Here is a 26,208-nt window from a genome sequence, read left to right on the forward strand (position 1 = left end):
CGGGGGTTAACCCCCGCATCGGTCGGGGGTTACCTGCCCGCGACGACTCCTGCGAGCGCGTCGTGAAGCTCTTTCGCCTCTGCGTCGTTCACCGACACGACCAGGCGGCCACCGCCTTCGAGCGGAACACGCACAATAATGAGCCGACCCTCCTTAACAGCCTCCATTGGTCCGTCGCCGGTCCTCGGTTTCATGGCCGCCATGAGTGGTCCCCTTTCGTGGATGTCCTTCCATTATCCCGTATGCGAGCCAATCCCATAAATCGTGATGATTTCTGGTATCCGCTTACGGCGGCGTCCAGTCGTATCCGTCGACCCACCAGCACCAGTGCAGCCACAGCACCTGGCCGGCAACCGAGGCGATCACCAGGGCGATCCGGAAGATTCGGGACCGCGGTACGGCGAGCGCTCCCAGCAGCGGGAAGATCGGCATCAGCAGCCGGAAGGTGCTGGATTGTGGGAAGAACACGGCTGCGAGGTACAGCACGTAGCTGATCACCCAGGCCCGCAGGTCGAAGCCGAGCCGGCGCACCCACGGGGTGACCATGAACAGGATGAATCCGACGGCGACGATACCCAGCACGATCGGCCCGAGAGCGCCGCCGAACCAGAATGCCGCCCCCTGCGGCCACGCGGTGAACGGGATGAGCTCCTGGTAGCCGATGTATGGTGCACGCCAGGCCAGTTCTGTGTCGGTGTACGCGGTGGGCGAGCCGGTGACCGCCCAGGCGATCAGCAGCCAGGCGAGCCCCATCAATCCGCTGAAGAAGGCGAGGCCGACGGATGCCCAGCGCTGGCGCATCGGGAACGGGTCACGATCCCGGGTGAACCAGCGATACCCGACGTGCAGGGCGAGGGCGAGGGCGAAAGCCAGTCCGGTGGGACGGGTGAGCGCCATGATGGCGACGACAGGGAACAGCGTCCAGTACCGGCGCTTGAGCAGCAGGTAGAGCGAGGCCGTCAGCAGGAACGCGTGCATCGACTCGGCATACGCCACCTGGGTGATCGGTGTCAGCGGGGCGACGCAGAGCAGCACGACCGCGAAGAGGGAGTTGCCTTCAGGCAGTACCTGCCGCATCAGTTTGTAGAAGACGATCGCGGTCGCGAGCGAGAAGGCGAACGACACGATCACCGCCATCTCGTGCCAGGAGAATCCGGTCACGAACATCAGCCCACGGACGAACATCGGGTAGACCGGCATGAACGCCCAGGCGTTCTCGGCGATGTGCCCGTCTGCGGTGACCGGCAACTCCGACGGGTACCCGGAGACGGCGATGACGTAGTACCAGGTGCCGTCCCAGAGGGAGGCGAACGAGAAGTAGTCCGGCTGGGCATCCGTCCAGGCGTTGTTCGCCTGGTGGCTGGCGAGCCACAGCAGCAGGCCGGTGGTGACGATGCGGGACGCCACCCAGATGGCGATCACCCGCACCCACCAGGGGGTGAGCCGGTACCAGACGGTGAGGGAGACCGGCCGTCTCAGCAGCCCGTCGCTCACCATGCGACCAGCCTAAGGGACCCGCTGCCGTACCTCAGGTCCCGCGAAAGTGCCCGTTCCGGAGAGAAGTGCCTGTTCCGCCGGGCACTTCTCTCCGGAACGGGCACTATTGCAACTCGGTCAGGCGGTCAGCCAGGCACGCAGGCCGCGCTCGCAATCGGTGATCTGGGTCAGCTCGACGCGTTCGTCATCGGCGTGTGCCTTCAGGGGGTCGCCCGGTCCGTAGTTGACCGCCGGGACGCCCAGCGCAGAGAAGCGGGCGACATCCGTCCACCCGTACTTCGGCTTGGCCACCCCGCCGACCGCTTCCAGGAATCCTGCCGCCAGCGGGGCTGTGAGGCCCGGCCTCGCGCCCTCCGCCTTGTCGACGACCGTGACGTCGTAGCCGTCGAAAACCTCCCGCAGGTAGCGCTCGGCGTCATCCGCCGTCTTGTTCGGGGCGAAACGGTAATTGATATGCACCATGCACTCGTCCGGGATGATGTTGCCGGCGATGCCCCCGGAGATGCCGACCGCATTGAGCCCCTCGCGGTAGACGAGGCCATCGACCTCCACCTCCAGCGGCTGGTAGTCGGCCAGGAGCCCGAGGATCGGCGCCACATCGTGGATGGCGTTGTGCCCGACCCACGCCCTGGCCGAATGCGCCCGCAGGCCGAAGGTGCGCACCTCGACGCGCAGGTTGCCGTTGCATCCGCCCTCGATCTCCGACCGCGTGGGCTCCCCCAGAATGGCGAAGTCGCCCAGCATCAGGTCGGGCCGGTTCAGGGCGACGCGGCCGAGGCCGTTCTCCCACTCGGCGACCTCCTCGTGGTCGTACCAGATCCAGGTCACGTCGACGGATGGCGCCGTCAGCTCGGCGGCGAGCTTCAGCTGCACTGCGACGCCGGCTTTCATGTCCACGGTTCCGCGGCCCCAGAGGTAGTCGATGCCGTCGATGGTCTCGAAGCGCGTCGGCAGGTTGTTGTTGAGCGGAACGGTGTCGATGTGGCCGGCGATCACCACCCGCTGCGCCCGGCCCAGGTTGGTGCGGGCGATCACCGCATCATCGTCGCGGATGACCTCCAGGTGCGCGCATCCGGCAAGGCTGGCCTCAATCGCATCCGCTATCCCGGTCTCGTTGCCGGACACCGACTCGATGTCGCACAGCTGACGGGTGAGGTCGATGGATGACCCGGCGAGGTCGAGAGGCGCGGTGGGAGACATCCCCCGAGTTTATTCGTCGGTAGCCTTGAGGCATGACTTCACCCGCCTGGGGCCAGGGACTGGCCACCACCGCCGCCGACGGTACCGTGCTCGACACCTGGTTTCCTGCTCCGCAACTGGGCGCCCGGCCGACGACCATCGACCCGTGGATCGCGCCGGCCGAGCTGGAGTCCCTGACGGGGGCGGATGATCGGCGAAACGTGACCGTCGAATTCGTGACCGTCGACATCGACCTGGATGTGGCGCCAGCCTCCACCCCGGATGCCTACCTGCGGCTCCACCTGCTCAGCCACCTGCTGGTGAAGCCGAACACCATCAATCTGGACGGGGTCTTCGGCCAGCTGGCGAACGTGGCCTGGACGAACGCCGGCCCGGTGCTGGCCGCCGACTTCGAGCGACTGCGCCCGACCCTGCAGCGCGCCGGAATCGTCGCCCACAGCGTCGACAAGTTCCCGCGGCTGGTCGACTACGTCGTCCCTGCCGGTGTGCGGATCGGCGACGCCTCCCGCGTGCGACTCGGCGCGCATCTCTCTCCCGGCACGACGGTGATGCACGAGGGCTTCGTCAACTTCAACGCCGGCACGCTCGGCTCCTCCATGGTGGAGGGTCGCATCTCCCAGGGTGTCGTGGTCGGTGACGGCGCGGACATCGGAGGCGGAGCATCCATCATGGGCACGCTCAGTGGCGGAGGTACGCAGCGGGTGGCGATCGGGGCTCGCGCCCTGCTCGGCGCCAACTCCGGCGTCGGCATTTCGATCGGCGACGACTCGGTCGTCGAGGCCGGCCTGTACGTGACGGCCGGCACGAAGGTCGTCGTCATCGGCGGTGCTGATGGTCAAGAAGGGGCGGATGCCCGCACCACCGTCAAGGCGGAGGCGCTGTCCGGTGTGCCGAACCTGCTCTTCCGCCGCAACTCGCAGACGGGTGCCGTCGAGGTGCTCCCGCGCTCCGGCTCGGGTGCCGAGCTCAACGCCGCGCTGCACTAGCCCGCCGCTGCACAAACCGCACTGCACACACCGCACTGCTAGCCGCTCTGCACTCCGCGCCGAGACGAATCCACCCCGCTGCGCGGCCTTTTCAGGGGATCGCGGGGACGGATGCGGCAGCGTTCCGCTGAAAGCACAGCGCTGCAGCAGGAGGCCGAGAAGCAGGCGCGGCGCGTCTGGCCGCGGGGGCCGGGCCAGACGCGCCCTCCGCGGGGGCGGCGGAGCGTCATGCGCGGCGAACCGCGCACAACTGTGGTGCAACTATGCCAGTCCGCGCAATCCGCAGAAAGACCGAAGGCCGATTTGTGCCCACAATTGGGGTACAAGACCGACCTCATAACGGGGGACGCCCGGTTAGCGGCCGGTCGGCCACTCCCTTGCCGGTGCACCGACATAAAGCTGTTGAGGCCGGCCGAGCTTAGTCGTAGAATCCTCATTCATCTCGCGCCAATGGGCGATCCAGCCCGGAAGGCGGCCGATCGCGAACAGGACCGTGAACATCCGCGTCGGGAAGCCCATGGCCTTGTAGATCACGCCGGTGTAGAAATCGACGTTGGGGTACAGCTTCCGTTCAATGAAATAGTCGTCGGCGAGTGCGACTGCTTCGAGCTCCTGCGCGAGGTCGAGCAGGTCGTCCTTGATACCGAGCGCGGCGAGCACCTCGTGCGCGCTCTCCTTCACCAGGGTCGCGCGCGGGTCGAAGTTCTTGTAGACCCGGTGGCCGAAGCCCATCAGGCGGATACCGTCTTCCTTGTTCTTCACCCGCTCCACGAAGCGTTCGACGCCCTCGCCGGAGTCGCGGATCTTGGCCAGCATCGTCAGCACGGCCTCGTTCGCCCCGCCGTGCAGCGGACCGTAGAGGGCATTGATGCCGGCGGAAACGGATGCGAACAGGTTCGCCTCGGTCGACCCCACCAAGCGCACGGTGGACGTCGACGCATTCTGCTCGTGGTCCTCGTGCAGGATGAGCAAGCGGTCGAGCGCGGAGGCGAGGATCGGGTCGACCTCGTACGGTTCCGCCATGTTGCCGAAGTTCATCTTCAGGAAGTTCTCGGAGAAGCTCAGGCTGTTGTCCGGATACAGGAACGCGTGACCGAGGCTCTTCTTGTGTGCGTACGCGGCAATGGTCGGCAGCTTGGCGAGAAGGCGGATGGTCGAAATCTCCACCTGCTCCGGATCGTGCACGTCGAGCGAGTCCTCGTAATAGGTCGAGAGCGCAGACACCGCGCTGGACAACACAGACATCGGGTGCGCGTCGTGCGGCAGTGCGGAGAAGAAACTACGCAGGTCTTCGTGCAGCAGGGTGTGGCGACGCACCTTCTCTTCGAATTCCGCCAACTCGGATGCTGTGGGCAACTCACCGTGGATCAGCAGCCAGGCCGACTCGAGGTAGGTGGACTTCTTGGCGATGTCTTCTATCGCGTAGCCGCGGTAGCGCAGGATGCCCTTGTCGCCATCGATAAATGTGATCGCACTCTTCGTCGAAGCGGTGTTCACAAAGCCGTTGTCCAGTGCCGTGTAGCCGGTCTGCCTGGTCAGCGACGACAGGTCGATACTGTCCGCCCCGTCGGTTCCCCTCAGGATGGGGAAGTCGGCGGAGCCACCGGGAAACGTGAGGGTGGCCTTGTCGGCAGAGGAGTTGGCAGCGTCGTTCACCTCTACAGCCTAATTGGGGGAAAGGGTCATCGACGCAACCGCCAAAGGATGCCACCAGTTGTTGGGGCAAACCTCTAACGGTTTCGACACGCTCGCTGAGCGAGCTACTCAACCCACAGAACTAGCTACCCACCGCGAAGAGCTCAGGGGGTTGCGGGAGTCAACTGCGGCGGCAGTGCCGCGACGATGGGATGGTCCTTGTGGATGATGCCCACCTTGGCTGCCCCACCCGGGGAGCCCACGTCGTCGAAGAACTCCACGTTCGCCTTGTAATACTCCGCCCACACCTCAGGGGTGTCATCTTCGTAGAAGATCGCCTCGACCGGGCACACCGGTTCGCACGCGCCGCAGTCGACGCATTCGTCCGGATGGATGTACAGCATCCGGTCGCCTTCGTAAATGCAGTCGACCGGACACTCGTCGACACAGGCACGGTCCTTGACATCGACGCACGGCAGCGCAATGACGTAGGTCACGAGGAGGTTCCTTCCACAACGGGTCTCTGGAGTCCCAGCTTAGCCGCCCGGCCGAACGTGGAGCCTGGGCCACACGATCACCAGCGCCGCGATGAGCGGAACGCCGAACGTCCAGAGGTAGCCCGGCACGTTCGCCGGGATCAGGACGGAACCGCCGGGGCCGGGCTGGGCGAAAACCAGCAGCACCCCGACCAGGCCGAGTGCGGCGAACGTCGATGGGGCCCGGCTGCCGAACACCAGGCGCAAACCCACCATCAATGCGGCAACCACGACCATCGCTGCAACAAGGCCGGTGGGCAGGTCCGCACCAGCCACCGTGATCGTCGCCGGATGGGTGACGGTGCCGAGCAGTCCCACGCCGAGGCCGAGCACCAGCGACACGACACAGGCCAGCACCCGCGAGCCCAGGGACTGCTGCCTGAACGGCACCACGGATGCCTCGACCCGACGGTACGACTCCTCGGCCGGTATCGTCATGCTGGGGCCGCTCGACAGCGCGTAGTGGCCGCCGTCGACCGTGATCTGGGTGTGGTGCGCCTGCAGTGCCCGGGTCTTCCGGTCGAGCACGGCGCTCACGTCGACACTGAAGCCTCCTGGCCGCGCCCCAGCGGCCGGCGACTCGATCTGGAAGAACGGGACCGCCATGGCGGCGGCGGCCTCCCTGGCGGCGTCGTGCGCCCTCACGTGATCGGGATGCCCGTAGCCGCCGTTCGCGTCATAGCTCACCACTGCGCTCGGCTGCACGTCGGCGATGACGGATGCGATGTCGCCCACCACTTCGTCCAGCGGCGCCGCGCAGAGGGACTCCTCATCGGGATCCGTGACCGGTTCCGGCCCGGCCTCGCCCCAGACCATGCCCGAGTCGAGGTACCGGCGCGGTTCCAGTTCGAGAAGCCGGGCATCCGGCTCCCCCAGGTAGCGCTGGTCGGTGACGCCGAGCACCCGCATCGCGTCGGCCAGCTCGCCGACACGGTGCTCGGCCAGGCTCGGTCCATCACCCTCGAGGTGTGCCAGGTGCGGCGGGATCACTTCGCCTCGTTCACCCCTGGTGCAGGTGAGCACCGTCACACCGATGCCGGCATCGACCAGCGTCGCGATGGTTCCGCCGGTGGCGATGGTCTCATCATCCGGATGCGCATGCACGAACAGTACGTGCCGGGAAATGCTGCGCATCCGGCAAGACTATTCGACGGCCGGCGTCACCGTGTACGCGGCAGCCCACCCGCCGTTGCCGTCTTCCGCGACCACGACGAGCACCGCGTAGTTGCCGTTCGAGTACATGCCACCGGTGATTCCGCCGACCGCCGCATCATCGACGTCATTGGTGAACCCGGCACCCTCCAGTTGGGTCTTGATCGTGTCCAGGGCGGATGCGTCCGGCACCTTGATGGTGACGTTCCAGATCTTCTCCGGTGCCTTTCCGACAGCGAACGCAGCGGCGACTTCACCCTCGATTAGAGGAATCTCGGACGGGAAGTCATCCGGCACAGAAGTACCTCCGACGTCGACGTTGCCCCCGGTGACCCCTTCGATTGCCGACTCGAGGGGGTTGAACGAGCATCCGCTGACCGCTGGGGCGATCAACACGGATGCCGCGATGACGGCAGCCCAGACGCGCCTGCGGCGCACCGGCGAATGGGCGTCAAGGGTGCGATTCATCACGGCTCTCCGATCGTGGATATGCAGGGGTGGTCACACTCTAGCGACGTTCCGCGCACCCGAAAAGGTTGACGGGACTTAGCGCTGCTAAGCGTTCTGCTTCTTCAGGCGCGAGGTCTTGCGGGCGCGGGCGTTCGCATCCAGCTCCACCTTGCGGATCCGGATGAACTCCGGGGTGACCTCGACGCACTCGTCTTCACGGGCGAACTCGAGGCACTCCTCCAGGGTCAGCTTGCGCGACGGCGTCATCCGCTCGAAGGTGTCGGAAGTCGACTGGCGCATGTTGGTCAGCTGCTTCTCCTTCGTGATGTTGACGTCCATGTCGTCGGCGCGGGAGTTCTCGCCGACCACCATGCCCTCGTAGACCTCCTGGGTGGGTTCGACGAAGAACGACATGCGCTCCTGCAGCGCGACCATGGCGAACGGCGTTGCCGAGCCGGCGCGGTCGGCGACGATCGAGCCGTTGGTGCGCGTCACGATCTCGCCGGCCCACTGCTCGTAGCCGTGCGAGACGGCGTTGGCGATGCCGGAGCCGCGGGTGATGGTCATGAACTCGGTGCGGAAGCCGATCAGGCCACGCGACGGAACGATGAACTCCATGCGTACCCAGCCGGTGCCGTGGTTGGCCATGCCCTCCATGCGGCCCTTGCGAGCAGCGAGAAGCTGGGTGATCGCGCCGAGGTACTCCTCCGGAGCATCGATCGTCAGGTGCTCGTACGGCTCGTGGACCTTGCCGTTGACCTGCTTGACGACAACCTGCGGCTTGCCGACGGTCAGCTCGAAGCCTTCGCGGCGCATCTGCTCGACCAGGATGGCCAGTGCCAATTCGCCGCGGCCCTGCACCTCCCAGGCGTCCGGGCGGCCCACGTCGACCAGTTTGAGCGAGACGTTGCCGACCAGTTCGCGGTCGAGGCGGTCCTTGACCATTCTCGCGGTCAGCTTGTGGCCCTTGACCTTGCCGATCAGCGGCGACGTGTTGGTTCCGATGGTCATCGAGATAGCCGGGTCGTCGACCTTGATGGTCGGGAGCGGGCGCACGTCGTTGGGGTCGGCGAGGGTCTCGCCGATGGTGATGTCCTCGAAACCGGCAACGGCGACGATGTCACCGGGGCCGGCGCTGTCGGTCGGGTAGCGGTCGAGTGCCTTGGTGATCAGCAGCTCGGTCACGCGAACGTTGCTCACGCTTCCGTCGTACTTGACCCAGGCGACGGTCTGGCCCTTCTTAATCGTGCCGTTGAAGACACGGAGGAGGGCGAGGCGGCCGAGGAACGGCGAGGCGTCGAGGTTGGTGACGTGTGCCTGAAGCGGATGCTCGTCATCGAAGGTGGGCGCCGGAATGTGCTTGAGGATGGCGTCGAAGAGCGGCTCGAGGTCGTCATTGTCGGGGAGGGAGCCGTTCTCGGGCTTGTTCCAGCTGGCGGCACCGTTGCGGCCGGAGGCGTACACCACCGGAACGTCGAGAATCAGGTCGAGGTCGAGGTCGGGCACGTCGTCGGCCATGTCGCTGGCGAGGCCGAGGAGCAGGTCCTGGCTTTCCGAGACGACCTCGTCGATGCGGGCATCCGGCCGGTCCGTCTTGTTGACCAGGAGGATCACCGGGAGCTTCGCCTCGAGTGCCTTGCGCAGAACGAACCGGGTCTGCGGCAGCGGGCCCTCACTGGCGTCGACCAGGAGCACGACGCCGTCGACCATGCTCAGCCCACGCTCGACCTCGCCGCCGAAGTCGGCGTGGCCCGGGGTGTCGATCACGTTGATGGTGATCGGAGAATCGCCGGCGTGGATGCCGTTGTACGAGACCGCCGTGTTCTTGGCGAGAATCGTGATGCCCTTCTCGCGCTCGAGGTCGTTGGAGTCCATCGCGCGCTCTTCGAGGTGTTCGTGGGCGCTGAAAGAGTTCGTCTGGCGGAGCATGGCGTCGACCAGGGTGGTCTTGCCATGGTCAACGTGGGCGACGATAGCCACATTTCGCAGGTCGTTACGGGTGGCAATTGCCATAGGGATAGTGTCCTTGCACAGAAATGGGGAGTGTGAGAAAGGTCACGTCAATGGTGCCCTTACACGTCAAGTGTACTCTTCGCGGAAACCGGGCCCGTTCAGCCGGCTCCCATGCGATCAGTCGGCCTGGACCGGCTCCCACCGCCACGGGCTCCACAGTGCTGTTCCGGCGAACGGCGAGCGAATGACGCCGGCCACCTGGCCGCTCGTCACGGTCAGCGTCGGGAACTGGTAGAGCGGGAGCCCTGCGGCGTCCTCCCAGAGCTGTCGATCGAGTTCGACCAGCAGGTCCCGGCGTTCTGCAGCACTGGCCGGCGCCGTGGCATCCGCCAGCAGGGAGTCCGCGACGGGATTCGCGTAACGGGCGTTGTTGTTGAGTTCCGAGTCGCTGGCGAAACTCGCCCGGGTGGCCGAAACGGCGAGGTTCGTCTCCCGTAGTGCGTAGAGGGAGGCGTCGTAGCTGTGCGGAGTTCCCAGCAGGTTGCGCCAGTCTGGGCTGGAGCAATTGGTGACGGTGATGGCGGCCATCGCCGCCGACTCCTGGATGAGCTGGAACTCGGCCACCCTCCGCGGGTTTGCCGGGTCGAACAGCAGGCACACCGTCGGTGTCGCCAGGGCGGGCGCGAGCTTTGCGGCCTCGGCCAGCATCCGCTTCGCCTCATCGATGTCGACATCGGCATAGTCGCTCGAGCCGTTCTCCTCGATCGCGTCGGTATAGCCCTTCGCGCCGGGCAGGAAGATGTGGGAGTCGCGGAGTTCGGCATCCGGGCTGATCGGGCGGATGAGCGTGTCCAGGATGCGTTCCCGCGGCACCGTGTGCAGGAACGCCTGGCGCACCAGTTGGTTTTCGACGTAGCCGTTCTTGCTCTGCGCGAATTGCACATCGAGCCTCTCCCAGGTGCCGGAGAAACCGTGCTCTACCCCTGCGCCATCCAGCTCATCGAGGGCGGTCAGCACATCCGCGGTCGTCTGCGGCGCGATCACGTCGACCTCGCCGGCCTCAAGCGCCGTGACCGCCTGCAGCGGGTCGCTGATGAAGGTGACGATCACTTCCTCGAAGTGCGGCAACTGCTCGCCCCGGTACTGCGGGTTCGCGGTGAGTGTCACGTGCTCCCCCGGCTCCACCGCGCTGATCACGTATGGTCCGCTGCCCACCAGCAGGTCTTCGTCTATCCCGTCTTCTGAGAGGTTGAAACCGGAGTTCCAGAACCGGGAGATCGCCGCCAGATCCGCGCGGTTTCCGCCTTCTATGGCGGCAAGCAACGCATCCTTCGCCTCCTGCGGTTCGTCGATCCGCAGGGCATTCCCGGCCACCACGTGAGCCGGCAGCCCCAGGTCGAACACCAGTTCCCAGTCGGCGAAGTACTCGTCGAAGGTCATGGTGATCGAGCGGCCGTCCTCGCCGACGGCCGGGGTCTGCGTGACCAGTTGCAGTCCGTTGCCGGTGAACCCGTCGAAGTAGACCACGTCGCGCGGGAACTCGTCGGAGAACCTGCCGCTGTCCCGGTCGATGAACCCGGCCGGGTCGAACTCCGGGTCGTTCAGGCTGGTCGAGTTCGCGGCCCAGGCCAACAGCAGGTCGGCCGCATCGATGGGCGTGCCGTCAGACCAGCGGATGCCGTCGGCAACCGTGTAGGTGACCACCAGAGGCTCCGTGCTCACCACCTCGTAGCTGCCGAACGACGTGTCCTTGGTCAATTTCGGCACGTCGTCGTACGAGGCGAACGACGAGTTGGTCGCGGCGAAGACGCTCGCGTTGGTCGCTGTCGCACTGCCGAACCCGGTATTGGGGTTGTACGACGTCATTCCCTGGTCGACGGCGACTGTCACCGACGTCCCCTCGACCACCTCGGACAGCGGGGTGCAGCCGGCCAGCGCCAGCATGGCCGCCAGTGCGGCGACCATGCCGACGCGGATGGGACGGGAGGCAAGACTCAGAACGACGGTTACCGCCCGAAGACGAAGTTTCCGCCGGGGATGGCTTCGAGCAGCTCCTGCGTGTAACGCTCGCGGGGGTTGTCGAACACTTCGTCGGTCGTGGCGGCCTCGACGACCTTGCCACGCTGCATGACGCAGACGTTGTCCGCCACCAGTCGCACCACCGCGAGGTCGTGCGTGATGAACAGGTAGGTGAGGTCGAGTTCGGTCTGCAGCTCGGTGAGCAGGTTGAGAATCTGTCCCTGCACCAGCACGTCGAGCGCGGATACCGCCTCATCGAGCACGAGCACGTCAGGCTTCAGCGCGAGCGCTCGCGCAATGGCGATGCGTTGGCGCTGCCCACCGGACAGCTCGCTCGGGTACCGATACCGGGTGGCAGAAGGAAGCGAAACCTGATCGAGCAGTTCGGTCACCCGCGCGAAGCGTTCCTTGGCATTGCCGACGCCGTGCGCCACGAGTGGCTCGGCGATGGTGTTGCCCACGCTGTACTGCGGGTCGAGCGATCCGTACGGGTCCTGGAATACCGGCTGAACCCGGCGACGGAACTTCAGCAGCTCCGCGCCCTTCAACCCCGCGACGTCCTTGCCGTCGAAGGCGATCGAACCGCTGGTGATGCTCTCCAATTGCAGGATGAGCTTCGCCACCGTCGACTTGCCGGAACCGGACTCCCCCACCAGCGCGGTGGTGGTGCCCTTCTTGACGTCGAAAGAGATGTCGTTGACGGCGAGCAGCTCGTCGTACTTGAACCCCTGCTTGCGGATGCGGTACTTCTTCGTGATGTTCTTCACGGAGATGAGGTTTCCGGTATCGGCAGTCTCCCGCTCACTCGCCCGGGCGATCAACTTGTCGTCGATCGAGCCGCCGGAGTAGATCGCTGCATCGTCATCTTCGGGCTTTGCCGTCTTCGCCGCCTGAATGCGCCGCGAGGCGAGGCTCGGTGCTGCCGCGACCAGACGCTGGGTGTACGGATGCCGCGGGTTGGCCAGGATCTCCTGCGAGGGCCCGGACTCCACCACCTTGCCCTTGTACATGACGACCAGCTGTTCTGCCCGCTCGGCAGCAAGGCCGAGGTCGTGCGTGATGAACAGTACTGAGGTGCCGTAGTCACGCGTGAGGGTGCCCAGGTGGTCGAGGATGGTGCGCTGCACGGTCACGTCGAGGGCTGAGGTCGGCTCATCGGCGATCAGCAGCTTCGGCCTGGCCGACAGGCCGATCCCAATGAGAACCCGCTGGCGCATACCGCCGGAGAACTGGTGCGGGTACTGCTTGAGTCGGTCTCCCGCATCGCTGAGCCCGGCCTCCTGCAGTACCTGGATGGTGCGCTTGCGCGCCTCCTTGCCCTGGGCCACGTTGTTGGCCTTGATCGCCTCCTCGACCTGGAAACCAATGCTCCAGACCGGGTTGAGGTTCGACATCGGGTCTTGCGGGACATACCCAATCAGGTTGCCACGGACATCCTGGATAGCCTTCGCCGAAAGCTTGGTCAGGTCGCGGCCCCCGAACAGGATCTCCCCGGCCGTGACCTTTCCCGTGCCCGGCAGCAGGTCGATGACCGCCTGTGCAGTCGTCGTCTTGCCGGACCCGGACTCCCCGACGATGGCGAGGGTCTGGCCCGCATACAACGTCAGGTCGACGCCGCGTACTGCCGGAATCAAACCCCGCTGGGTTTCGAAGGCGACCTCGAGGCCGCGGATCTGCAGCAGCGGAGCGTTATCGTTCAGAGTGTTCTGGTTCACAGTCTCCGTAGTGGCCTGGCTCATCGGCGTGCCCTCGCTTCCGGGTCGAGGGCGTCACGCACGACGTCGCCCAGCATGAGGAACGACAGCACCGTCATTGACAGGGCGGCCGACGGGTAGAGCAGCACCTGAGGCTCAGTCCGCAGCGACGTGCGTGCCTGACTGATGTCGTTGCCCCAGGACATGACGTTGGTGGGCAACCCGATACCCAGGAATGACAGTGTCGCCTCGGCGACGATGAAGATTCCGAGGGACACGGTGGCGATGACGATCACCGGGGCGATCGCGTTCGGAATCACGTGGCGGATCAGGATCTTGAACTTCGAGACCCCGAGCGCGATGGATGCCGTCACATAGTCGGAGTTCCGCGCGGTCAGCACGGCTCCGCGCATGATCCTGGCGATCTGCGGCCAGGCGAACAGCGACAACACCAGGGCGACGGTCGCGGCGCTGCGAACCGGAAGTACCGACATCAACACGATGGCACCGAGAACGGTGGGAACCGCGAAGAAGATGTCGCCGATGCGGGAGACGAGTGCGTCGAAGAATCCACCGTAGAACCCGGCGAGGGCGCCGACGATTCCACCGAACAGGGAAACCAGCACTGTGGTCAGCACACCGACCGTGACGGATGCCTGGGTGCCGAAGATCAGGCGGGAGTAGATGTCGCAGCCCTGGCGGGTGAAGCCCAGCGGATGGCCGGCCTGCGGCCCGCCGTTGCTGTTGGACAGGAAGCACTCCGAGTTCGGCGGGGCCCAGGCGAACCAGGACGGGAACGCTGCGACGACGAGGATGATCAGGATCATCACCGAGGAGATCCAGAACATGGGGCGACGGCGCATCGAGTCCCAGGCATCCGCCCAGGTGCTGCGGGCCTTGCCGGTCTCATCCAGCTTGTCGATCGCCGCGACCGGAGTCTCCTCCAGTGGGGCGATGTAGTGCTCCTGACCGGTGCGCGTTCGCCCAGCGGTTCTGTTGTTGGCTATCGGCGTGTTATTTGGCATAGCGGATCCTTGGGTCGAGCGCGGCGTAGAGCAGGTCGACGAGCAGGTTGGCCAACACGAAGATGATGACCATGACGGCCACGAAGGATACGACGGTCGGCCCCTCACCGAGGTTGATTGCCCGGTAGACCGTTCCACCGACACCGTTGATGTTGAAGATGCCCTCCGTCACGATGGCGCCGACCATGAGCGCCCCGACATCGACGCCGAGGTAGGTGACGACCGGCACGAGCGAGTTGCGCAGCACGTGCACCGTGACCACACGGCGCCGTGACAGCCCCTTTGCTGTCGCAGTTCGAACGAAGTCGGCGTTCAGGTTCTCGGCGACGCTTGCCCGGGTCAACCGCACGATGTAGGCGAACGAGACGGATGCCAGCACCAGCGCGGGCAGGATGAGTTCGTTCCACGGGGCGGCGCCACTCACGGTGGTTCGCGCCCAGCCCAGCTGGACGCCGAACACGAGTTGTGCGACGAAGCCGATGACGAAAGTCGGCACCGAGATGAGCAGCAGGCTGACCACCAGGGCACTGGTGTCGAACAGCTTTCCCCTGCGGAGTCCGGCGATGAGACCGACCACGATGCCGGCGATCGCCTCGAAGGCGAGGGCCAGCATGGCCAGGCGGAAGGTGATCGGGAAGGCCTGGGCCATAACGTCTGCGACCGGCCGGCCCGAGTAGGTGGTTCCGAAGTCGCCCTGGAACAGTCCGCCGATGTAAAGCAGGTACTGGATGATGAACGGCTTGTCCAGGTTGTATTCGGCCCGGACAAGTTCAATGACGCCCGGTGCCGGAGGGCGGTCTCCGTAGAGTGCCGCGATCGGATCGCCCGGTAGCAGGAAGACCATGGCGTAGATCAGGAATGTCGCCCCGATGAAGACGGGGATCATCTGGAGGACGCGCCTGCCTGTGTACCACAGCATCAGGTTGTTCCCTCATTGGAACGAATAAGCATAAAAATCACAATCGCTAAGTGTGCCTACTCAGTGTAATGTCCGGGGCATTTCCATGCCCCGGACATCACACATTGAGTTGATCCTTCTGGGTTAGTCGGTTACGACTACTCCTTGGTGATCGCGTGGTACAGCGGGACGGAGTCCCAGCCGAATACCACGTTGTCAACGGTCTCGGCGGACACGCCGGTCACGTTGGAGTACCACAGCGGGATGGACGGAAGGTCCTTCAGCAGGAGTTCCTGTGCTTCCTGGTACTTGGCAGTTGCCTCTTCGACCGAAGGCGCACTGGCGCCCTCGGCAAGCAGTGCCTCGAACTCGGCGCTTGCATAGCCTTCCTTGTTGGAACCGGCACCCTCAACGTAGAGCGGGCCGAGGAAGTTGTACAGCGACGGGTAGTCCGCCTGCCATCCAGCACGAACCGCGCCGGTCAGCACCTTGTTGTCACGGTCGTCCAGTGACGCGGCGAACGTGGGGTAGGACTTTCCGACTGCCTGGATGCCCAGGGTGTTGGCGATGCTGTTCGCAACAGCGTCGACCCAGGCCTGGTGGCCGCCGTCGGCGTTGTACGCGATGTCGAACACGGTGTCACCGAACGGTGAGATCGCGTCGGCCTCAGCCCACAGTGCCACGGCTTCTTCCGGGTTGAAATCGAGGACTTCAGAGCCCTCGAGGTCATCGGAGTGACCAGCGATAACCGGCGACGTGAAGTCTGTTGCCGGCGTGCGGGTGCCCTGGAAGATCACGTCAGTGATCTCCTGGCGGTCGATCGACATCGAGATGGCGGCGCGACGCAGTTCGCCTTCCTCGCCACTCCAGTGCTCGAGGTAGTACGGCATGTTGAACGCCTGGAAGATGGCTGCCGGCTGGTTCACAGCGCGGTCACCGAAGTCGGCCTCGAAGGTCTCGAACGCGGAGTCCGGGACAGCATCGAGAACGTCAAGGTTTCCAGCCTGGGCATCCGCGTATGCAGCATCCTGTGTGGCGTAGAACGTGAAGGTCAGGCCACCGTTGACCGGCTTGCGATTTCCGTCGTAGTCAGGATTGGTGATGAGGTCGATACCCTGGTCGTGAACCCAGGCGCCCTCTTCGGCCAGCATGTACGGGCCGTTGCCGATCGGGTTCTCGCCGAAGGCATCCATGTCTTCCCAGGCGGCCTCGGGCAGCGGCATGAACGCCGTGTAACCGAGACGCAGCGGGAAGTCTGCCTCAGGAGTCTTCAAGGCGACCGTGAAGGTCTTCTCGTCGACGACCTCGAGGCCGGTCAGTTCAGACTCTTCGTCGTAGCTGAAGCCCTCGATGTTGTCGAAGAAGTAGGAGGAGCTCTGAGCGTTGCTCAGGAGTCCGCCGAACTGCCACGCCTTCACGAATGACTCGGAGGTGACGGGCTCGCCATTGGTGAACTCCCAGCCCTCTTCGAGGGTGACGGTCCAGTTCTGGGCGTCGTCAGACTCCAGGGACTCCGCGACCTCGTTGTGGATGTCGCCGTTCTCGTCGTATGACACCAATCCGGCGAAGATCGAGGTGAGGATCTTGCCACCACCGGTCTCAGTCGTGTTGGTCGGAATCAGCAGCTGCTGTGGCTCGCTGCCGTTCGCCGTGATGATGGCGGCGCTGTCGCCGCCTGCAGGCTCATCGGCACCAGGCGCGCAGCCGGTGAGCGCGAGTGCGCTTGCCGACACGAGCGCAAGGGCACCAACGCCAATGCGTGATCTCTTCAATTTTCCTCCTGTGCAAGTGGAATACATGGCGGGACCGGATTGAGTCTCGTCATGTGTGTATCTGTACCCTAAACAGGGCCCAACCCGCTCACCAAATCAATTGGCCGAATAGTTACCGAGCGGCAACAAAAGTGGACAAAAGTTTGTGTGAAGGTGCGTAATCGTGCGCTGTGAGAGTGCGGCTGCAACTATACGCCGCTCCGACGCACTTTGTGGACCCGGGCAACACTTGCTCATCCGCGTAGCATGGGGTGGTGATTCGTGCCCCGGGGACCACTGCGCTGACTGCGATGGCTGCGCCGCCTCGAACGATCCGCGTCGAGATCGCCATCGTGCTCGGGCTGTCACTCGGAGCATCCGCTGTCTACTCCGTCGTTGCCATCGCCAACCGGCTCACGCGGGAGCAGGCACTCCGGGAGCAAACTGCGACGCTGAACCCGTCGCTCAGCGAGCGCCCGGTGTTCGACCTCATCTACCAATTCCTCGCAATCTTCTTCGACCTGGTACCCGTCGTCCTGATCGCCTACCTGCTCTGGAGTGCCTCGCGCCCGCACCTGGGACGACTCGGGATCGACTTCCGGCGCCCGGGGAAGGATGCGCTCTGGGCGCTGGGGCTGGCGCTCGTGATCGGGCTGCCCGGGCTTGCCCTGTACTTCGGCGGTCGCGCATGGGGGGTGACGGTCAACGTGGTACCCACGGCCCTCGACGCTGCATGGTGGACGATCCCCATCCTGCTGCTGTCCGCAGTGCGCGCCGGGGTCACCGAAGAGGTCATCGTGGTCGGCTACCTGTTCGCCCGCCTGAGGGACCTCGGCTGGGGGCGCTGGCAGATCATCCTCAGCGCAGCGCTGCTCCGCGGCACCTACCACCTGTACCAGGGGTTCGGCGCGTTCGTCGGGAACGTGGCCATGGGCATCCTGTTCGGCTGGTTGTACGACCGTTACGGCAGGCTGCTGCCGCTCGTGATCGCGCACGTGCTGATCGACGCCGTCATCTTCATCGGGTACCCGTGGGCGTACACCGCTTTCCCCGCCCTGTTCGCCTGATTGCAGGTCGCTTGTTCCCCTGCGATAGTTCCCGTTCCGGCGGATAGTTCCCGTTCCGCGGGGCACTATCCGCCGAAACGGGCACTATTGGCTTACTCGAAGGCCTCGGGCGGCGGGCAGGAGCAGACCAGGTTGCGGTCGCCGAACGCATTGTCGATGCGACGCACCGGCGGCCAGTACTTGTTCCGCAGCACGCCGGGCAGCGGGTAGACCGCCTGTTCGCGGGTGTACGAGTGCTCCCACTCCCCCACAATCGCCGAGCGTGCGGTGTGCGGCGCGTTCCGCAGCGGGTTGTCGTCGGTCGGCCAGGTTCCGGATGCCACAGCATCCGCCTCCACCTTGATCGCGATCATCGCGTCGATGAAGCGGTCGATCTCGACGAGGTCCTCGCTCTCGGTCGGCTCCACCATGAGAGTTCCCACCACTGGGAAGCTCATCGTCGGTGCGTGGAACCCGTAGTCGATGAGCCGCTTGGCGACATCGTCGACGGTGACGCCGGTTGCTGCGGTCAGCGGCCTGAGGTCGAGGATGCACTCGTGGGCGACCAGCCCGTTATCACCCGAGTAGAGCACCGGGAAGTGGTCGCGCAGCCGAACAGCGACATAGTTCGCCGCGAGCACGGCCGCACCGGTGGCTTGCTTGAGACCCTCGGACCCCATCATGCGGATGTACGCCCAGGTGATCGGCAGGATGCCCGGGCTTCCGTACGGCGCGGCCGAGACGGCATTCTTGTGCGACGGACCCTGGACCGGGAACGGGTTGGGGCGCTGCGCGAGCGGATGGCCGGGCAGGTAGGGCGCCAGGTGCGCCTTGGCCGCCACCGGACCGACGCCGGGACCACCACCGCCGTGAGGGATGCAGAACGTCTTGTGCAGGTTGAGGTGTGACACGTCGCCGCCGAACTCGCCGAACCGCGCGTAGCCGAGCAACGCGTTGAGGTTGGCCCCATCGACGTAGACCTGCCCGCCGGCGTCGTGCACCGCCTGGCAGATGTCGGTGACCTCGTGCTCGTACACCCCGTGGGTGGACGGATAGGTGATCATCAGGGCGGACAGCTGGTCGCGGTGCTGCTCGATCTTCGCGTGCAGGTCGTCGAGGTCGACGTTGCCCAGCTCGTTGGTCGCCACGACGACGACCTTCATGCCGGCCAGCACCGCGCTGGCGGCGTTGGTGCCGTGGGCGCTCGACGGGATCAGGCAGACCGTGCGCTCGGTGGCGCCGTTGGCCCGGTGGTAACCCCTGATCGCCAGCAGGCCGGCCAGTTCGCCCTGGCTGCCGGCGTTCGGCTGCAGCGAGACCGTGTCGTACCCGGTGACCTCGGCCAGCCACGTCTGCAGCTGGTCGATGAGGCCCAGGTAACCAGTCGCATCCGCTTCAGGCGCGAACGGGTGCAGCCCAGCGAACTCGGGCCAGGTCACGGATTCCATCTCGGTGGCCGCGTTGAGCTTCATGGTGCAGGAGCCGAGCGGGATCATGCCGCGATCGAGCGCGTAGTCCTTGTCGGCCAGGTATTTGAGGTACCGCATCATGCTGGTCTCTGAACGGTGCGTGTTGAACACCGGATGCGTCAGGTAGTCGGAGGTGCGCAGGATCCGCTCCGGGATCCAGGCGCTGATCTCCTCCCGTGCGGCATACTCGCGCTCCGCCCCGAGCACCTTGGCGATGGCGGCCACGTCGTCGTCGCTGGTTGTCTCATCGACGGAGAACTGAATGCGATTGTCGTCGACCTTGTGCATGAGGAAGCCGGCACGGTACGCATCCGCGATCAGGCGGTCGGCGTCGCGGTCGGTCTCCAGGGTCACGGTGTCGAAGTAGTTGCCACAGACGACGGTGTGACCGCCGTCTGTTGCCGCTTCGGCCAGGTAACGGGCACGGCGAGTGGTCTCTTCGGCGATGCGCTTCAGCCCGACTGGCCCGTGGTAGACGGCATACATGCTCGCCATGATGGCGAGCAGCACCTGCGCGGTGCAGATGTTGCTGGTGGCCTTCTCCCGGCGGATGTGCTGCTCGCGCACCTGCAGGGTGAGGCGGTAGGCGGCGTGCCCGTCGGCATCCTTCGACACTCCGACCAGACGGCCGGGGAGCTGCCGCTCCAGGCCGGCACGCACCGCCATATAGCCGGCGTGAGGGCCGCCGAAGCCCATGGGGACGCCGAAGCGCTGGCTGGTGCCGACGGCGACATCCGCTCCCAGCTCGCCGGGGCTCTGGATGAGGGTGAGTGCCAGCAGGTCGGCCGCGACGACGGCGACGGCGCCGGCATCCTTCGCTGTGGCGATGACCTTGGCCGGATTCCAGACACAGCCGGAAGACCCGGGGTACTGCACGAAGATACCGAAGGCTGCGGGGAGCTCACCCGGGTTCTCGGCGAGGTCCGCCAGGGGCAACTCGACCAGGTCAATGCCCACCGCCTCGGCGCGGTTGTACAGCAGCGCCTTCGTCTGCGGCAGGGAGTCGGCGTCGACGATGAAGACGTTCGACTCGGACTTCGATGCCCGACGGGCGAGCAGCATGCCTTCGACGACAGCGGTGCCCTCGTCCAGCATCGATGCATTGGCAGTCGTCAGCCCAGTGAGGTCGGAGACCATGGTCTGGAAATTGATCAGCGCCTCAAGGCGGCCCTGGGAGATCTCCGGCTGGTACGGCGTGTAGGCGGTGTACCAACTCGGGTTCTCGAGCACATTGCGCTTGATGACTGCCGGCGTGATCGTGTCGTAATAGCCGAGACCGATCAGGGAACGGTTGACCTTGTTCTGCCGTGCGAAAGCACGAAGCTCTGCGAGCGCCTCTCGCTCGGTCGCTGCCGGCGGCAAGGAGGATTCGGCGAGCTTCTGGGCGCGGATGGAGCTGGGTACAGCCGCCTCCACCAATTGCTCGGTCGAGGTATAGCCGATCGCGTCGAGCATCGTCCTCTGGGCATCCGCCTCGGTGCCGATGTGCCGGCTCGCGAAAGAAGACGGGTCGAACAGCGGTGCGGTCTTCGAGCGCGGTGTTGTCGACGTTGGGGCGTTGGCCATTACTCGCCGACCAGTGCGTTGTACGCCTCGACGGTGAGGAATCCGTCACCCTCGAGCACGGCAACGTCGGCCACCTCGACCTTGAACAACCAGCCCTTCTCGAGCGGGGAGTCGTTGATGAAGTCGGGGTTGTCGGTGACGTCGTTATTGACCTCGGTGATCGTGCCGGAGACGGGGGCGAACACCTCGCCGACCGACTTGGTCGACTCCACTTCAGCGACGACCTTCCCGGTTTCCACGCTCGCACCAACGGCGGGGAGCTCAGCGAAGACGATCTCACCCAGCTTGTCCGCGGCATACGCGGTGATTCCCACGGTCAGCACATTGCCTTCGACGCGGATCCACTCGTGGTCCGCGGTGTATTTGAGCTCGGTCATTCTGAGGCCTTTCGCTTGTAGAAGGGGAGAGCGGTGACGGATGCCGGAATTCTCTTCCCGCGTACGTCGATGAACAATTCGGTGCCGGGTTCTGTGAGTGACGGGTCAACGTAGGCCATCGCAATGGGGTGACCGAGCGTCGGGCTGAGGGCGCCACTGGTGATCATGCCGACTTCGGTGTCGCCATCCGACTCGCCTGCGAAGATCGGATAATCGGCCCTGCCGGCGCGACGACCCTCCGAGGTGAGGCCGACGAGAACACGGGCACCCTCCGGCGGGCCGATCTCGCTGGCGGCGCGACCGACGAAATCGCCTTCCTTCTTCAGCGCGACGACGCGGCCGAGACCCGCCTGGGCCGGGAAGATGTCGACGGACAGTTCATGCCCGTACAGCGGCATGCCCGCCTCGAGGCGGAGTGTGTCGCGGCAGGCGAGCCCGGCAGGCACCAGGCCGTGATCGGCGCCCACCGTCATCAGGTTGTTCCAGAGCGCGACGGCCTGGCTCGCCAGCACATAAAGCTCGAAGCCGTCCTCGCCGGTGTAGCCGGTGCGGGCCACCAACACCTCACCGCCGTTGTACTCTCCGAGCACGCTCCAGTAGTACTTCAGCTCTGCGAGGGGGCTGGGCAGCTCGAGCCCGGGGAGGGCTTCCAGGATGGCCCGGGAGCCCGGGCCCTGCACGGCGATGAGGGCGAGTTGGTCGCTCTCATCCACGACCGTGGTATCGAAGTTCGCCGACCTGCTGGCCAGAGCCCCGGCGGCCTGGAACCGGTTGCCGGCGTTGGCGACCACCCCGTAGCGGTTCTCGTGGGTGCGGTAGACGATGACATCATCGATGATCCCGCCCTCTTCGGACAGCAGGAGGCTGTACTTCGCCTGGCCGATCGCGATGGCAGAGATCTTGCCGCAGAGCGCGTAATCGAGAAAGGCGGCGGATTGCGCGCCGGTGACGATGATCTCAGCCATGTGCGAGAGGTCGAAGAGGCCGGCCGTGTTGCGAACGGCGTGGTGCTCCTCCAACTCGCTGCTGTAGCGGACGGGCATCTGCCAGCCGGCGAAGTCGGTGAAGCTGGCACCGGCATCCACGTGCACCTGGTGCAGCGGGCTGAATCTGGCGGGTACGGCGTTGTCAGTCAAGAGTTCTCCAAATGGGCGTCGTCGACGCGGGAACTCTCCCTCTGTCATGGAGCCTGAGAGTTTCGTCGACCGGTAGGTCGGCTTTCACCATGGGCGGACTCTGCCTTCGTTGCTCGAATCGAGTGCCAAATGATTTCGACGAGCTCAATCCGATTCGCGAAGCGAATCGCTTTTCAGAGTGGCCTCATCGATGCGGTACGCGTACCTGAGAGATTGGTGGAGAGAATTGCTCCTTCGGTGCCCGACTGTCTTCGTCAGGCTCTCCCGCATCGCCTCTGCGGCCGTATTCGGTTGTCCGCTCAGCCTAGCAAGAACGGCGCCGGCTTATCGCTGGGTTCAGTCGTCGCGGTGGTCCCTGAAGTAACGCACCGCCTGCCAGACGATCACCACGAACACGGTGATCGCGGCGAGGCCGAAGACCACGTTGATCCAGGGCGGCGTTCCCGGCGGTGCCGGAATCGGGAACAGCGGAAGCACTACCGGTGGTCCAGCTCTTCGGGGGGTAGCGAGCCGCCCTCGTCCTCCCAGCGATCGATCTGCTTCTTCGGTACCGTCGGCTTACGTCGAGGCCAGTGAAGCGACTTCCCCATTTTGTTGGCGAACTTGCGGACGCCATCAGCGACTTTGCCCATGTGGACAGCCTACGCGAGGGCGCCTCGTCCTGCTGGTCCGACAACATCGCGCCACTCCGAGCAGAGCATCGCAAAAACGAGTTCGGTCGCCCGTTGCCCCTCGCGCAGGTCGCTTTCGACCAGACGCGCTTCCTGTCTCATCCCGAGCCGTTCCGCGACCCGCGCTGACCCGGTGTTCTCTTCGTCGATGCGGGCGAAGATGCGATGGAAGCCATACGTCTCGAAGCCGAGCCGGAGCATCGCGCGCGTTGCCTCCGTCGCGTACCCGCGACCGGATGCCCATGGTGCGAGCGTGTAGCCGACCTCACCCTGGTCGGCAGCCCGGTTGGCAAGCTTGAGCACGGCCTCCCCGAGGAGGGCTCGATCATCCGCTCCCTCAATGGCAAGAGCGAGGACCTGGCCGTCTTCTTCGAAGGCGAGCGTCGCCGCCTGCTCCACGACCTCCCGGCATTTGTCACGCGTGTGCGGTGCCCGGTACAGGTAGCGGGCGACCTCCGGCAGTTGCTGATACGCGTAATAGGCATCCGTGTCGTCAACGCTGAACGCCCGGAGGACGAGGCGCTCGGTCACGATCGGGAGGGTGAGTTCGGCCATGGTGGAACCATTGTCCTCGGTGCAGCATCATCCACAACAAAAACCTGACCGTGGCGTGCATCTGCTGAGGTTCGGAACAACGCCCTTCAGACCCGACAGCGGCTGACACTACGCTGGCGAGCGTGACTGACTACCGACCCCCCATGAATGACATCCTGTTCTCCCTCGAGCACGTCGTCGGCTACCCCGGCGTCGCCGAGCTTCCCGGGTTCGAGCACGCCGACCTCGACACCGTTCGCGAAGTGCTCGCCGAGTGCGCCGATTTCATGTCGGAAGTCGTCGCCCCCACCAACCGCGACGGCGACCAGGTGGGCGCGCAGCGCCAGCCGGACGGCACCGTGACGACGCCGGACTCGTTCAAGAGCGCGTACCAGGGCTACGTCGATGCGGGCTGGGGCGGCGTGCCACTGCCTGAGGCGTTCGGCGGTGGCGGGTTCCCGCGCACGGTGGGGCTCGTCATCCAGGAGATGATGACATCCGCCAACATGGCCTTCGCGTTGTGTCCGCTACTCACCCAGGGCGCGATCGAGGCGCTTCTCCACTACGGCGACGATGAGCAGAAGCAGCGCTACCTGCCGAAGATGGTCACCGGCGAATGGACCGGCACCATGAACCTGACCGAGCCGCATGCCGGTTCGGATGTCGGCGCACTCACCACCCGCGCCGTGCCGCAGGACGACGGCAGCTACAGGATCACCGGCCAGAAGATCTTCATCACCTTCGGCGAGCACGACCTGAGTGAGCAGATCGTTCACCTGGTGTTGGCTCGCACCCCCGGCGCACCCGCCGGAACGAAGGGCATCTCCTGCTTCATCGTGCCGAAACGCCTGGCGAAGGAGGACGGCTCGCTCGGCGAGCGCAACGCCGTCGAGTGCCTCTCCATTGAGGAGAAACTGGGCATCCACGGCTCCCCCACCTGCGTGATGAGCTACGAGGATGCGACCGGTTACCTGATCGGCGAAGAGAACAAGGGCATGCGCATCATGTTCGTCATGATGAACAGTGCCCGGCTCTCCGTCGGCATGCAGGGTCTCGCCGTTGGTGAGCGCGCCTACCAGCAGTCGCTCGCGTTCGCGCAGGAGCGCCGGCAGGGCCTGGCGATCGGCGCATCCGGCAAGGACTCGGCGATCATCGACCACCCGGACGTGCGCCGGATGCTGATGACCCAGAAGGCCTACCTGGCGGCGCTCCGCCACCTCATGCTGCTCAACGCCATCTATGTCGACCACAGCACCAACGCCACCGACGAAGCGGAGCGCACCCGCGCCGACGAGATCGTCGGCCTGCTCACCCCGATCTGCAAGGCGTTCGGCACCGACCTCGGCAACGAGCTCACCTCCATCGCGCTGCAGATCCACGGCGGCATGGGCTTCGTCGAGGAGACCGGCGCCGCCCAGCACTACCGCGACGTGCGGATCGCCGCCATTTACGAGGGCACCAACGGCATCCAGGCCGCTGACCTGGTCGGTCGCAAGCTGGGGGTGCGCATGGGCTCGTCCTTCAGTGAGTTCATTGCCCAGATGCGCGAGATCGACGGCGAGTTGGCGGATGCCGGCGACGAGTTCTCGAGCATCCGCACCGAACTTGCCACCCAGCTCGACGCACTCGAAGACGCGACGATCTACATGCTGCGCACTGGGATGCAGGATCCGGACGCCGTGTTGTCCGGCTCAGTGCCCTACCTGCGGATGTGGGGCCTCTGCCTGGGCGGCTGGCTGCTTGCCAAGGCCGCGGTTGCGGGCGCCGCAAGCGGCGACGCTGCGGTGGCAGAGGAGAAGCTGGTGACGGCGCGGTTCTACGCCGAGCAACTACTTCCCGCGAGCGGCGGTCTGCTGGGCGCGGCAACCGCCGGCTCACGGGACCTTTTCGCTCTCGACGCGGCGGCGCTCGGCTAGCGGCCGACGCCTCGCGGACGATCACCGCTTCCGAGATGTTCGACGAGTAGCTCCAGCGGTCGCGGCGCAGGGTTGTCGCCGAGTGCTGTCATGAGGGCCCTCGCATAGCGCGCCTTCCGTCCTCCGATGGAACCCATGAAGCGTCGAAGGTGCTGGTCGACCGTCCACCCGCGCTGGGCCGGCTGCCGTTGCAGGGTGCGCAGTGACCTGAGGTCGCCCTGTTCTTCGATCACCCTCTGCACAGCGTCGACGCCGAGGCAGCGGATGAGTTCGTCTTCAAGGTCTGTATCGCAGACGAAGAACCCGAGTTGCTGCAGGTCGGCCCGCGTAAGCCCCTTACCCAGCCCCACGCGCTCGAGGCCTCGGATGAAGTGGCGCTCCTCGCCGACATCACACAGCCCGGCCAGGTCGATGCCCAGCCCCGGCGGACCGACGATGTCGAGAAACCTGCCAACACTCGTGGCGCCGCCAAGAGGCAGAACGGCGATCCCCCGCGCGGCGAGGTCAACGCCACGGCGACCTGCCAGGGTTTCCACCGCGACCTGGTCACTGACCCCCTCCACCAGGACGACGAGACGGACGGGCAGGTCGGCCGCGATGGCCCGCGCGCTCGCCTCGGCTCCGGGCGCCCCAGGGCCGCCTGCCGCCCACTCGAGCACGGCGGTACGGAACTTCGTCAAACCATCCACGGCATCCG

23 protein-coding genes and 1 riboswitch are annotated in these 26,208 nt (G+C 65.4%); of the genes, 3 read left to right on the top strand and 20 right to left on the bottom strand.

The window, feature by feature from the left end:
- Window positions 1-29 precede the first annotated feature (29 nt).
- The 3 genes from ACX3O0_RS09175 to dapE form a co-directional block, all read right to left on the bottom strand.
- On the bottom strand, window positions 30-203 hold the full coding sequence (locus tag ACX3O0_RS09175) for a DUF3117 domain-containing protein (protein ID WP_459088137.1): 174 nt from the start codon (window positions 201-203) through the stop codon (window positions 30-32).
- Window positions 204-285: 82 nt separating this feature from the next.
- Window positions 286-1,497 carry a hypothetical protein gene (locus ACX3O0_RS09180; protein ID WP_459107527.1) on the bottom strand — a complete coding sequence of 404 codons (1,212 nt, stop codon included), beginning with the start codon at window positions 1,495-1,497 and terminating at the stop codon, window positions 286-288.
- A gap of 117 nt (window positions 1,498-1,614) precedes the next feature.
- Window positions 1,615-2,697, bottom strand: a complete 1,083-nt coding sequence (gene dapE, locus ACX3O0_RS09185) for a succinyl-diaminopimelate desuccinylase (protein WP_459107528.1) — start codon at window positions 2,695-2,697, stop codon at window positions 1,615-1,617.
- Window positions 2,698-2,729: 32 nt separating this feature from the next.
- Between dapE and dapD the strand changes: the two genes are divergently transcribed.
- Window positions 2,730-3,683 carry a 2,3,4,5-tetrahydropyridine-2,6-dicarboxylate N-succinyltransferase gene (gene dapD, locus ACX3O0_RS09190; RefSeq protein WP_459107529.1) on the top strand — a complete coding sequence of 318 codons (954 nt, stop codon included), beginning with the start codon at window positions 2,730-2,732 and terminating at the stop codon, window positions 3,681-3,683.
- 354 nt (window positions 3,684-4,037) lie between these two features.
- On the opposite strand, the gene ACX3O0_RS09195 is transcribed toward dapD, so the two are convergent.
- The 10 genes from ACX3O0_RS09195 to ACX3O0_RS09240 all read right to left on the bottom strand — a co-directional run bounded on the left by ACX3O0_RS09195 (window position 4,038) and on the right by ACX3O0_RS09240 (window position 16,817).
- Entirely contained in the window at window positions 4,038-5,339 is a 1,302-nt protein-coding gene (locus tag ACX3O0_RS09195) for a citrate synthase (protein WP_459107530.1), read from the bottom strand.
- Between the two features lie 143 nt (window positions 5,340-5,482).
- A complete protein-coding gene (fdxA, locus tag ACX3O0_RS09200; protein WP_459088147.1) occupies window positions 5,483-5,815 on the bottom strand; it encodes a ferredoxin in 333 nt (110 codons plus the stop codon).
- Window positions 5,816-5,854: 39 nt separating this feature from the next.
- The gene (locus ACX3O0_RS09205; RefSeq protein WP_459107531.1) at window positions 5,855-6,988 is read right to left on the bottom strand and encodes a PIG-L family deacetylase; all 1,134 of its coding nucleotides are present in this window, start codon (window positions 6,986-6,988) and stop codon (window positions 5,855-5,857) included.
- Window positions 6,989-6,997: 9 nt separating this feature from the next.
- Complete coding sequence (locus tag ACX3O0_RS09210) at window positions 6,998-7,474, bottom strand: hypothetical protein (protein ID WP_459088151.1); 477 nt, start codon at window positions 7,472-7,474, stop codon at window positions 6,998-7,000.
- Window positions 7,475-7,561: 87 nt separating this feature from the next.
- Window positions 7,562-9,469, bottom strand: coding sequence for a translational GTPase TypA (gene typA / locus ACX3O0_RS09215; protein ID WP_459088153.1), 1,908 nt, complete (start codon window positions 9,467-9,469; stop codon window positions 7,562-7,564).
- Between the two features lie 117 nt (window positions 9,470-9,586).
- On the bottom strand, window positions 9,587-11,374 hold the full coding sequence (locus tag ACX3O0_RS09220) for an ABC transporter family substrate-binding protein (RefSeq protein WP_459107532.1): 1,788 nt from the start codon (window positions 11,372-11,374) through the stop codon (window positions 9,587-9,589).
- Window positions 11,375-11,415: 41 nt separating this feature from the next.
- The gene (locus ACX3O0_RS09225) at window positions 11,416-13,167 is read right to left on the bottom strand and encodes a dipeptide ABC transporter ATP-binding protein (protein WP_459088157.1); all 1,752 of its coding nucleotides are present in this window, start codon (window positions 13,165-13,167) and stop codon (window positions 11,416-11,418) included.
- Window positions 13,164-14,147, bottom strand: coding sequence for an ABC transporter permease (locus ACX3O0_RS09230; protein ID WP_459088159.1), 984 nt, complete (start codon window positions 14,145-14,147; stop codon window positions 13,164-13,166). Before ACX3O0_RS09230 ends, ACX3O0_RS09225 begins: the two co-directional genes overlap by 4 nt.
- A complete protein-coding gene (locus ACX3O0_RS09235; RefSeq protein WP_459088161.1) occupies window positions 14,137-15,066 on the bottom strand; it encodes an ABC transporter permease in 930 nt (309 codons plus the stop codon). Before ACX3O0_RS09235 ends, ACX3O0_RS09230 begins: the two co-directional genes overlap by 11 nt.
- Before the next feature lie 137 nt (window positions 15,067-15,203).
- Complete coding sequence (locus ACX3O0_RS09240) at window positions 15,204-16,817, bottom strand: peptide ABC transporter substrate-binding protein (protein ID WP_459088163.1); 1,614 nt, start codon at window positions 16,815-16,817, stop codon at window positions 15,204-15,206.
- A 290-nt stretch (window positions 16,818-17,107) separates the two neighbouring features.
- Between ACX3O0_RS09240 and ACX3O0_RS09245 the strand changes: the two genes are divergently transcribed.
- Window positions 17,108-17,863, top strand: coding sequence for a CPBP family intramembrane glutamic endopeptidase (locus ACX3O0_RS09245; RefSeq protein WP_459108469.1), 756 nt, complete (start codon window positions 17,108-17,110; stop codon window positions 17,861-17,863).
- Window positions 17,864-17,955: 92 nt separating this feature from the next.
- Here ACX3O0_RS09245 and gcvP read toward each other — a convergent pair whose 3' ends face one another.
- The 6 genes from gcvP to ACX3O0_RS09275 all read right to left on the bottom strand — a co-directional run bounded on the left by gcvP (window position 17,956) and on the right by ACX3O0_RS09275 (window position 23,616).
- On the bottom strand, window positions 17,956-20,877 hold the full coding sequence (gene gcvP / locus ACX3O0_RS09250) for an aminomethyl-transferring glycine dehydrogenase (RefSeq protein ID WP_459107533.1): 2,922 nt from the start codon (window positions 20,875-20,877) through the stop codon (window positions 17,956-17,958).
- Window positions 20,877-21,254, bottom strand: coding sequence for a glycine cleavage system protein GcvH (gene gcvH, locus ACX3O0_RS09255; protein WP_459088167.1), 378 nt, complete (start codon window positions 21,252-21,254; stop codon window positions 20,877-20,879). The genes gcvP and gcvH overlap by 1 nt, the downstream gene beginning before the upstream one ends.
- Window positions 21,251-22,390 carry a glycine cleavage system aminomethyltransferase GcvT gene (gene gcvT, locus ACX3O0_RS09260; RefSeq protein WP_459107534.1) on the bottom strand — a complete coding sequence of 380 codons (1,140 nt, stop codon included), beginning with the start codon at window positions 22,388-22,390 and terminating at the stop codon, window positions 21,251-21,253. Before gcvT ends, gcvH begins: the two co-directional genes overlap by 4 nt.
- Before the next feature lie 183 nt (window positions 22,391-22,573).
- Window positions 22,574-22,667: riboswitch (glycine riboswitch) on the bottom strand.
- A 59-nt stretch (window positions 22,668-22,726) separates the two neighbouring features.
- Entirely contained in the window at window positions 22,727-22,867 is a 141-nt protein-coding gene (locus tag ACX3O0_RS09265) for a hypothetical protein (RefSeq protein ID WP_459088171.1), read from the bottom strand.
- The gene (locus ACX3O0_RS09270) at window positions 22,867-23,022 is read right to left on the bottom strand and encodes a hypothetical protein (protein ID WP_459088173.1); all 156 of its coding nucleotides are present in this window, start codon (window positions 23,020-23,022) and stop codon (window positions 22,867-22,869) included. Before ACX3O0_RS09270 ends, ACX3O0_RS09265 begins: the two co-directional genes overlap by 1 nt.
- Before the next feature lie 9 nt (window positions 23,023-23,031).
- The gene (locus ACX3O0_RS09275) at window positions 23,032-23,616 is read right to left on the bottom strand and encodes a GNAT family N-acetyltransferase (RefSeq protein WP_459107535.1); all 585 of its coding nucleotides are present in this window, start codon (window positions 23,614-23,616) and stop codon (window positions 23,032-23,034) included.
- 143 nt (window positions 23,617-23,759) lie between these two features.
- Here ACX3O0_RS09275 and ACX3O0_RS09280 point away from each other — a divergent pair, with 143 nt between their 5' ends.
- Window positions 23,760-25,511 carry an acyl-CoA dehydrogenase gene (locus ACX3O0_RS09280; RefSeq protein ID WP_459107536.1) on the top strand — a complete coding sequence of 584 codons (1,752 nt, stop codon included), beginning with the start codon at window positions 23,760-23,762 and terminating at the stop codon, window positions 25,509-25,511.
- Here ACX3O0_RS09280 and ACX3O0_RS09285 read toward each other — a convergent pair.
- Window positions 25,508-26,200, bottom strand: a complete 693-nt coding sequence (locus tag ACX3O0_RS09285; RefSeq protein ID WP_459107537.1) for a TOPRIM nucleotidyl transferase/hydrolase domain-containing protein — start codon at window positions 26,198-26,200, stop codon at window positions 25,508-25,510. The genes ACX3O0_RS09280 and ACX3O0_RS09285 overlap by 4 nt on opposite strands.
- Window positions 26,201-26,208 lie beyond the last annotated feature (8 nt).

The sequence above is a fragment of the Homoserinimonas sp. A447 genome, from assembly GCF_054489325.1.